The sequence below is a fragment of the Pseudoalteromonas sp. T1lg10 genome, from assembly GCF_002964545.1.
GTDB lineage: Bacteria > Pseudomonadota > Gammaproteobacteria > Enterobacterales > Alteromonadaceae > Pseudoalteromonas.
The window spans coordinates 530,069-538,707 of the sequence record NZ_PQBV01000037.1; the positions used below are offsets into that span (position 1 = coordinate 530,069).

Below are 8,639 nucleotides of genomic sequence, written 5' to 3' on the forward strand. Positions count from 1 at the left end.
TATCTTTGGTAATTAACCCAAAAATTAATCCAGGTGTTAGCCAATGTGCTTACGTGCGTTACGGAACATACGCATCCATGGGCTATCTTCTTTCCACTCATCCGGGTGCCATGAGTTGGCCACGGCGCGGAATACACGCTCTGGGTGTGGCATCATTACTGTTGCACGACCATCGGTAGAAGTAATACCCGAGATTGCCTCTGGAGAACCATTCGGGTTCGCCGGATATTGCATGGTTGGGTTACCGTAGTTGTCCACGTATTTAACCGCAACTGTGCCTGAGTTAACCGCTGTTTGGATTGCCGCATCGTTAGCGAACTCGGCACGACCTTCACCGTGAGAAACAGCGATAGGCATACGTGAACCGGCCATGCCATTGAAGAACACAGACGGGCTGTCTTGTACTTCAACTAGGGCAACACGGGCTTCGAAACGCTCACTTTGGTTGGTTACGAAACGTGGCCAGTGCTCTGTGCCTGGGATCAATTCGCGTAGTGTCGACATCATCTGACAGCCGTTACATACACCAAGGCTGAAGGTATCTTGACGCTCAAAGAAGGTTTGGAACTGCTCGCGAGCCATGTCATTGAATAGAATCGACTTAGCCCAACCTTCACCGGCACCTAGTACGTCACCGTATGAGAAGCCACCACAAGCTACCAGGCCTTTGAACTCTTCAAGAGTCAAACGACCTTCAAGGATGTCGCTCATATGTACGTCGATGGCCGCAAAGCCCGCACGGTTAAATGCCGCTGCCATTTCAACGTGAGAGTTAACACCCTGCTCACGCAAGATAGCCATTTTCGGCTTAGCACCGGTAGCAATGTAAGGCGCAGCAACATCTTCATTGATGTCGAAGCTTAGCTTCACATTCAGACCTGGGTCTTTCGCATCCGCTTTTGCGTCATGCTCTTGCTGTGCACAAGCTGGGTTGTCACGTAGAGACTGCATCTGATATGTAGTTTCAGCCCAAGCTAGACGAAGCTCGGTACGGCTGTTATCAACAAGTGCAGCACCACCGCGCTTGATGATTAGCTGGTCGGCATCGTTCAAGGTACCAATCTCGTGGCTCATTGCCGCAAGACCGTGATTAGCAAGTACCGCTTTAACCGCATCCAAGTCGCTATTGCGAACCTGAAGAACCGCACCTAGCTCTTCGTTGAATAGCACTTCTAAATCAGAACCGGCTAGCGCGTCTAGTTCAAGCGTCACACCTGTGTGACCAGCAAACGCCATTTCCGCAACGCTTACGAATAAACCACCGTCTGAACGGTCATGGTAAGCAAGTAGTTTCTCTTCGCTTACAAGCGCCTGCATGGCTTCGAAGAAGCCTTTTAGTAGCTCTGGGCTATCAACGTCAGGGGTCTTGTCGCCAAGTTGCTTGTAAACCTGTGCCAGGCTAGATGCACCCATACGGTTTTGGCCAGCGCCCAGGTCGATAAGTAGCAAGGTTGACTCGCCTTTGTCGGTACGCAGCTGAGGCGTTACCGTTTTACGAATGTCTTCAACACGACCAAACGCAGTGATAACCAGTGATAGTGGCGCAGTTACCGCCTTGTCTTCACCATTATCTTGCCAGGTGGTCTTCATTGACATTGAGTCTTTACCAACCGGGATAGTCAGGCCAAGTGCTGGACACAGCTCTTCACCCACGGCTTTTACCGCTTCGTAAAGACCCGCATCTTCACCCGGGTGACCCGCTGCAGCCATCCAGTTTGCAGATAGCTTGATGTTGTTTAGTGAACCTATATCTGCACAAGCGATGTTGGTCAGTGACTCGGCTACCGCCAGACGAGCAGAAGCACCAAAGTTTAGCAGTGCCGCTGGGGTACGCTCACCCATAGACATGGCTTCACCATGGTAGGTATCAAATGCAGCGGCTGTTACCGCACAGTTTGCTACCGGCACCTGCCAAGGGCCAACCATCTGGTCGCGCGCAACCAAACCTGTTACCGAGCGGTCACCAATGGTGATAAGGAAGGTTTTCTCTGCAATCGCAGGTAAACGAAGTAAACGTTGAACCGCGTCTTTTACTGTAATCTGAGCAGTCTCTAGCGCTTCACCTTGTGCTTGTTTTGACGTTACGTCACGGTGCATCTTAGGTGCTTTACCAAGTAGCACTTCAAGAGGAAGATCTACCGGGTTGTTGCCAAAGTGTGAGTCGGCAACACGCAGGTGACGCTCTTCGGTCGCTGTACCAATAACCGCATATTGTGCGCGCTCACGCTTACAGATTTGCTCGAAACGTTCGAAGTTTTCTACTGCTACTGCAAGAACATAACGCTCTTGTGATTCGTTACACCAGATTTCGTGTGGCGCCATGCCCGGCTCATCGTTTGGTACATTACGAAGCTCGAAAATACCACCACGGCCACCATCGTCTACCAACTCAGGGAAGGCATTTGATAGACCGCCCGCGCCCACATCGTGGATAAATGCAATTGGGTTGTCATCACCTAGTTGCCAACACTTGTCGATCACTTCCTGACAACGACGCTCCATTTCTGGGTTTTCACGTTGTACAGAGGCAAAGTCCAGGTCTTCGTTAGACTGACCCGAGGCCATAGATGAAGCAGCACCGCCACCCAGGCCGATGTTCATAGCTGGGCCACCCAGTACGATTAGCTTAGCGCCAACAGGGATTTCACCTTTTTGTACGTGCTCGGTACGGATATTACCCAGACCACCGGCGATCATGATTGGCTTGTGGTAACCACGCACCTCTTCACCATTGTGGCTGTTTACTAATTCTTCGTAGGTACGGAAGTAACCTAGCAGGTTTGGACGACCAAATTCGTTGTTGAACGCCGCGCCACCCAGTGGGCCTTCGATCATAATATCAAGGGCTTCAACGATACGACCCGGCTTGCCGTACTTGGTTTCCCACGGCTGTTCAAAGCCTGGGATGCGTAGGTTAGATACGGTGAAACCAACCAGACCAGCCTTTGGTTTAGAACCACGGCCCGTTGCACCTTCATCACGGATTTCACCACCAGAACCGGTAGAGGCACCAGAGAAAGGAGAAATAGCCGTTGGGTGGTTGTGAGTTTCAACCTTCATCAGGATTTCGATGTTTTCCTGATGATAAGTGTATTCACCAACAAAATCAGGGAAGAAACGACCCGCTACCGAGCCCTTCATTACTGCGGCGTTATCTTTATAAGCAGATAATACGTTTACGCTGTTTTGCTCGTAGGTGTTTTTAATCATTTTGAACAGCGATTTAGGCTGCTCTACGCCGTCGATAGTCCAATCGGCGTTAAAGATCTTGTGACGACAGTGCTCAGAGTTAGCCTGGGCGAACATAAATAGTTCGATGTCGTTCGGGTTACGCCCTAGCTTCTGGAAGTTCTCAACCAGGTAGTCGATTTCGTCGTCCGCTAAGGCAAAGCCCTGCTCAACGTTTGCTTTTGCTAGCGCTTCACGGCCACCGCCAAGAATGTCAACCGATGACATTGGGCGCGGCTGCTCATTGGTGAACAGCTTACTGGCTTCTTCAAGTGTGCTATGTGTCGCTTCGGTCATGCGGTCGTGTAGCAGAGCAGAAACTTCTTGCTGCTGCTCGACGCTTAAGTCACCTTCAACATAGTAGGCGATACCACGCTCGATGCGGTGAACCTGAATTAGACCGCAGTTATGGGCGATATCGGTGGCCTTAGAAGCCCAAGGTGAAATCGTGCCTGGACGCGGTGTTACCAGGATCAGCGTACCTTGCGGCTCGTGCTCTGGAATATGCGGCCCGTAAGTCAGTAGCTTCTCAAGTTTAGTGTGCTCATCGGCACTTAACTCTGCTTTTAGGTCAGCAAAGTGCATAAACTCGGCATAGACATCGGTTACGGGAAGGTTAGCTTGCTTACACAGAGTAAGCACTTTTTGAACGCGAAAATCGGAAAGTGCTGGCGCACCGCGAAGGATCAACATAGGTATTATCATCCGGGGTTAAGGATTGAACGACAGTTGCCGCGCATTATACTTAATTTCCCTTAAAATGCGAGTTAAAGGGCGCGCGACAAGGACGATTGTCCGCATTTAATGATGTTACTCGTATTGCCGCAAAGTAGTGGTGACGCAAGGCCTTGGTTTTGTTATAAGAGTAGCTTACAAAGCGACAGGGGCTGGCTGTGAGATTATTTTTGTTATCAATTGCTTTAGTGGCACTTTTTGGCTGTAGTGAGCCACAACAACCAACGCAACTGGAACATATTTATCACACCAAAACCCTAAGAGTGGGTACCTTGGCCGGCGCCAGTAATTATTACCATGGCACTCAGGGCGAGCAAGGCTTTGAATATGAGTTGGCGCAGGAGTTTGCCGACTATATGGGGGTTGAACTGGATATAGTGCCCTTTTTCAGCCTCAGTGATATGTTTGCGCGCCTAGATAACGGCTCCCTTGATTTAGTCGCCTCGGGGATCGGCTACTCACCGAGCCGGGCCGAGCACTATCGCTTTGGCCCAAGCTATCGCACCATCAGCCAGAAACTGGTGTATAAACAAGGGCGCCCTCGCCCTCGGGATTTCGAAGACCTGGAAGGCAAGCTCACCGTCTTAGCGCGCAGCAGCCACTCGCAAAGTTTGCTCAGAGCACAAAAGCAATTTCCGCAACTCACCTGGGATGAAACAGATGAGCTGGATGAAGCCGAATTGCTGCAGGCCATTATCGATGGCGAAATCGATTACACCCTGGCGGACTCTCATACCCTGGCGCTGTTTCGCCGTTATCACCCCAATCTCAGCATCGGCTTTTCGGTCACTCGTAATGACCCCATAGCCTGGCTGATGCGCAAAGACGATGATGATTCTCTTTATGCCCTGATGATAGAGTTCTTCGGCGAGGTAAAAGAAAATAGTCGCCTCTATGCGTTAGAAGAAAAATACTTTGGTCATGTACGCCAGTTCAACTATGTGAATACCCTGGCCTTTATTGAGGCCGTGGCCGATACCTTACCTAAATACGCGCCTTGGTTTAAGCAATATGCCCATGAGCTCGACTGGCGTCTGTTGGCGGCACTAAGCTACCAGGAGTCGATGTGGGATCCCCGTGCGAAATCCCCCACCGGGGTTCGCGGTATCATGATGCTGACCCTGCCCACCGCCAAGCAGGTGGGGGTTAAAAATCGTCTTAAGCCGGAACAAAATATTGATGGCGGCGCCAAGTATCTGCGCTATTTATTAGAACGGGTGCCGGATCGTATTCCACAACCGGATCGCACCTGGTTTGCCTTAGCTTCTTATAATGTCGGCTGGGGTCATGTGAACGACGCCCGAGCCTTAACCGAACGCGGCGGTGACGATCCGGACAAATGGGCCGACGTTAAAAAATACCTACCGCTGCTGGTGAAGAAACGCTATTATCGAACAACAAAGTATGGTTATGCGCGTGGAGATGTTGCCGTAACCTACGTAGATAATATAAGGCGCTACTACGACACCTTAGTGTGGTTAGATGAAAACCAAGCTCTGGATGTCGCTGATGCCAGCGCCACGGAAGAATCAGCAGGAATGCCATAAAACTGTCACTTAAACGTGATGTTATGGTAGCTCTCCCCTCTCACTTTCAGGAGTAGTACTATGTTGAAACGTCGCAGAACGCATAGCTTTAAACAACGCGTGCAACTTTCTAGTGCCAAACGTCGTCGCGTATTAAGAAAGAACACTCACAGTAAAATCCTCTGGCGTTGCCGTATGTTTGCCGCCCAGCAAATGGAAGAGCTAGAGCAACAGCGTATGGCGGAGTCTTAATTCTCCTCCGTGCGCTGCTGTCGCGCTTTCTTCAATTCTTTATGCTCTTGCCGACGACGTTTAAAAAACGCCGATAACTGCGCCGAACATTCCTCAGCCAGTACCCCCGAGGTCACCTCAAGCTGATGGTTTAAGCGCGGCTCCTGTACCAGATTCATAATCGACCCCGCCGAGCCGGTTTTAAGATCCGTGGCACCAAAGACCAAACGGTCGATACGACTATGCACCAAAAGCCCGGCACACATGGAGCAAGGCTCTAAGGTAACGTAGAGGGTACAATCAATCAGACGGTAGTTATTGAGCACTTCCCCGGCAGCGCGAATCGCCATCATTTCCGCATGGGCGGATGGGTCGTTCAAGGTGATAGATTGATTCCACCCCTCGGCAATCAGCTGGTTATCCTTCACCACCACCGCGCCAACGGGAATTTCTCCTATTTGTTCAGCACGTTGTGCACAAGCCAATGCTTTTTGCATCCAGTACTTGTCATCAAATTCACTCATATTCGCTCAAATAGCTACAATAAAGCGGTGATTATATCGCTATTTCGGGCAATTTTATAAGCCATGGCATAGCCTGCGAGGGCTAATTTAGGCTATAATTCGCCGCTTTTTTTGTTCTATGAATACCGCAAACGGGTAAGTCATGAAGTTTCCTGGTCGTCGAAGACACAAACATTATTTTCCGGTGGAAGAGAAAGATCCACTTACTAATCAAATCAATGCCGAGTCGCGCCTTAAACGCAGCTACATTGTCGGTATTGATCAGATCGTGGTCGATATTGAAGCCAAGGTCGATTTAGCTTTTCTTGATGAGTTTGGTCTACGTCGAGGCATGTCTCAGGTGATCGACAGTGAAACCACCAATGCCTTGTACGATCGTCTTAAACTCAACGAGATGATCGACTACGAGTTTGCCGGTGGCACCATAGGCAATACCATGCACAATTATTCTGTGCTGGCCGATGATCGCTCGGTATTGCTTGGGGTTATGAGTGAAAACATCAAAATAGGCAGCTATGCCTATCGTTTTCTCTGCAATACCTCAAGCCGTGTTGACCTGGATTATCTGCAGCCCGTGGATGGCCCTATCGGCCGCTGCTTTACCCTGATCGATGAAAGTGGTGAGCGTACCTTTGCCATCAGTGCGGGCTTAATGAACCATCTTCGACCCGAGTCCATAGATAAAGAGCTTATCCAAGACTCTTCGGCCCTAGTGATCAGCGCCTACCTTATGCGTACTCAAGGAGCTGAAACCATGACCGACGCCACCATGCAGGCGGTAAAATACGCCAATGATGCCGGCGTCCCCGTGGTACTGACTCTGGGCACCCGCTTTTTGATCGAACAAGACCCCACATGGTGGGCTGAGTTTGTACAAAAGCACGTTGATATCCTCGCCATGAATGAGGAAGAAGGGGAAGCCATCACAGGTTTTGAAGATCCCCTATTGGCCGCCGACAAGGCCTTGGACTGGGTTGATCTGGTGATCTGTACCGCAGGTGAAAAAGGCATGTTTATGGCCGGTTATGTCGATGAGTCATGCCAGCGAGAAACCGAGTATCCGTTATTGCCTGGCGCCATTGCCGACTTTAATCGCTACGAGTTTTCCCGTGCCATGCGCAAGCAGGACTGCGACACTCCGATTAAAGCATACAGCCATACCGCTCCGTTTATGGGTGGACCGGACAGCATTAAAAACACCAATGGTGCCGGCGATTGTGCCCTGGCCGCCGTGCTACACGATATCAGCGCGAATGAATATCATAAGTTGAATGTGCCCAACTCGGCCAAGCATGAACATGCAGCGATCACCTACTCGTCTTTGGCGCAGATCAGCAAGTATGCAAACCGTGCCAGCTACGAAGTATTGGTACAGCACTCTCCACGCTTAACCCGTGGTCTGCCAGAACGTGAAGATTGTTTAGAACAGGCTTACTGGGAACAGTAAGTAATTCTTCTGAACCATTATATTAAGCCGCTTTTATAGCGGCTTTTTTGTTGCCCGCCAAACCAGCCATGTTATGGCTCCATCTTTGCCGCCTTGGGTTGTAGGTTGACCTTTAGGCCGACAATAGGCAACGCAGGTGCAGTGACCTAGCCGGCCTGATAAACCATTGCCGTTCACCCCGTTGCAGGTCGGGGTTTACCCCGACAAAGAGGGCGATAGTAGAGCAATACAGGAGCATATTGCCGATAACCCCAAAAAGGTGCAGATCCATGCCGCAATGTCGGCCTAAAAGGCCGACCTACAAACGCAAAAAACCCGCTGCATTGCTGCAACGGGTTTCTTTAATTAGGCGAAGTAAGACCGAAGCACAGCTTCGCAGCTTACTGAGGTGAGGTCATGGATGACCGAAGTAACCAAGCTACAGGGAAGTATTGTTAAAACAGCTCTGTTTACCAGCCTTCTGTGATCAACATCCAAGCGGGTTTAATATTCTGCTTTTGCAAGGCTAAAGCCTCGCCTAGAGATAGCTGTGGGAGTTTTTTAAGTAAGGGTTTGCCGACAAGGCTGTTGTAGGTCGGGGTTTACCCCGACAAGGCTGTTGTAGGTCGGGGTTTACCCCGACAAGGTGCAGATCCATGCCGCATTGTCGGCCTAAAAGACCGACCTACAAACGCAAAAAACCCGTTGCATTGCTGCAACGGGTTTCTTTAAATAAGGCCCTGACGATGTTCTACTTTCACATGGCAAATGCCACACTATCATCGACGCTGTTTCGTTTCACTACTGAGTTCGGCATGGGGTCAGGTGGTTCCAAAACGCTATGGTCGTCAGGAAAAAATTGTAAATTCGGAAAGCTTAATAAGTAATGTGTCTACTTCAGTCTTTAATTTCTAACTTCTAACTTAACAGTCTCACACCATTTTGGTGTTGTATGGTTAAGCCTCACGG

General features: G+C 50.0%; 5 protein-coding genes and 1 rRNA gene. 3 read left to right on the forward strand and 3 right to left on the reverse strand.

The annotated features are described in order from the left end of the window. Positions 1-36: 36 nt before the first annotated feature. Positions 37-3,921: a phosphoribosylformylglycinamidine synthase gene (gene purL, locus C2M17_RS11240; protein WP_105200835.1), complete on the reverse strand. Its 3,885-nt coding sequence runs from the start codon at positions 3,919-3,921 to the stop codon at positions 37-39. Between the two features lie 200 nt (positions 3,922-4,121). On the opposite strand from purL, the gene mltF reads away from it, so the two are divergent. Further along, entirely contained in the window at positions 4,122-5,510 is a 1,389-nt protein-coding gene (mltF, locus tag C2M17_RS11245) for a membrane-bound lytic murein transglycosylase MltF (RefSeq protein ID WP_233997972.1), read from the forward strand. Positions 5,511-5,570: 60 nt separating this feature from the next. After that, the gene (locus C2M17_RS15920) at positions 5,571-5,741 is read left to right on the forward strand and encodes a hypothetical protein (RefSeq protein ID WP_199774376.1); all 171 of its coding nucleotides are present in this window, start codon (positions 5,571-5,573) and stop codon (positions 5,739-5,741) included. Here the strand turns inward: C2M17_RS15920 and tadA are convergent. Beyond that, positions 5,738-6,244 (reverse strand): tRNA adenosine(34) deaminase TadA, encoded by a 507-nt coding sequence (gene tadA, locus C2M17_RS11250; RefSeq protein ID WP_105200837.1) that lies wholly within the window; start codon positions 6,242-6,244, stop codon positions 5,738-5,740. The two genes, C2M17_RS15920 and tadA, sit on opposite strands and share 4 nt — an antisense overlap. A 142-nt stretch (positions 6,245-6,386) precedes the next feature. Here tadA and C2M17_RS11255 point away from each other — a divergent pair, with 142 nt between their 5' ends. Then, on the forward strand, positions 6,387-7,691 hold the full coding sequence (locus tag C2M17_RS11255; RefSeq protein ID WP_105200838.1) for an inosine/guanosine kinase: 1,305 nt from the start codon (positions 6,387-6,389) through the stop codon (positions 7,689-7,691). Positions 7,692-8,408: 717 nt separating this feature from the next. On the opposite strand, the gene rrf is transcribed toward C2M17_RS11255, so the two are convergent. Continuing rightward, a 5S ribosomal RNA gene (gene rrf, locus C2M17_RS11260) occupies positions 8,409-8,523 on the reverse strand. Positions 8,524-8,639 lie beyond the last annotated feature (116 nt).

What these genes read in the sequence shown, in the direction of transcription:
- tadA (WP_105200837.1), bottom strand. Translation starts at nt 6,244, where the DNA reads ATGAGTGAATTTGATGACAAGTACTGGATGCAAAAAGCATTGGCTTGT.
- purL (WP_105200835.1), bottom strand. Translation starts at nt 3,921, where the DNA reads ATGTTGATCCTTCGCGGTGCGCCAGCACTTTCCGATTTTCGCGTTCAA.
- C2M17_RS11255 (WP_105200838.1), top strand. Translation starts at nt 6,387, where the DNA reads ATGAAGTTTCCTGGTCGTCGAAGACACAAACATTATTTTCCGGTGGAA.
- C2M17_RS15920 (WP_199774376.1), top strand. Translation starts at nt 5,571, where the DNA reads ATGTTGAAACGTCGCAGAACGCATAGCTTTAAACAACGCGTGCAACTT.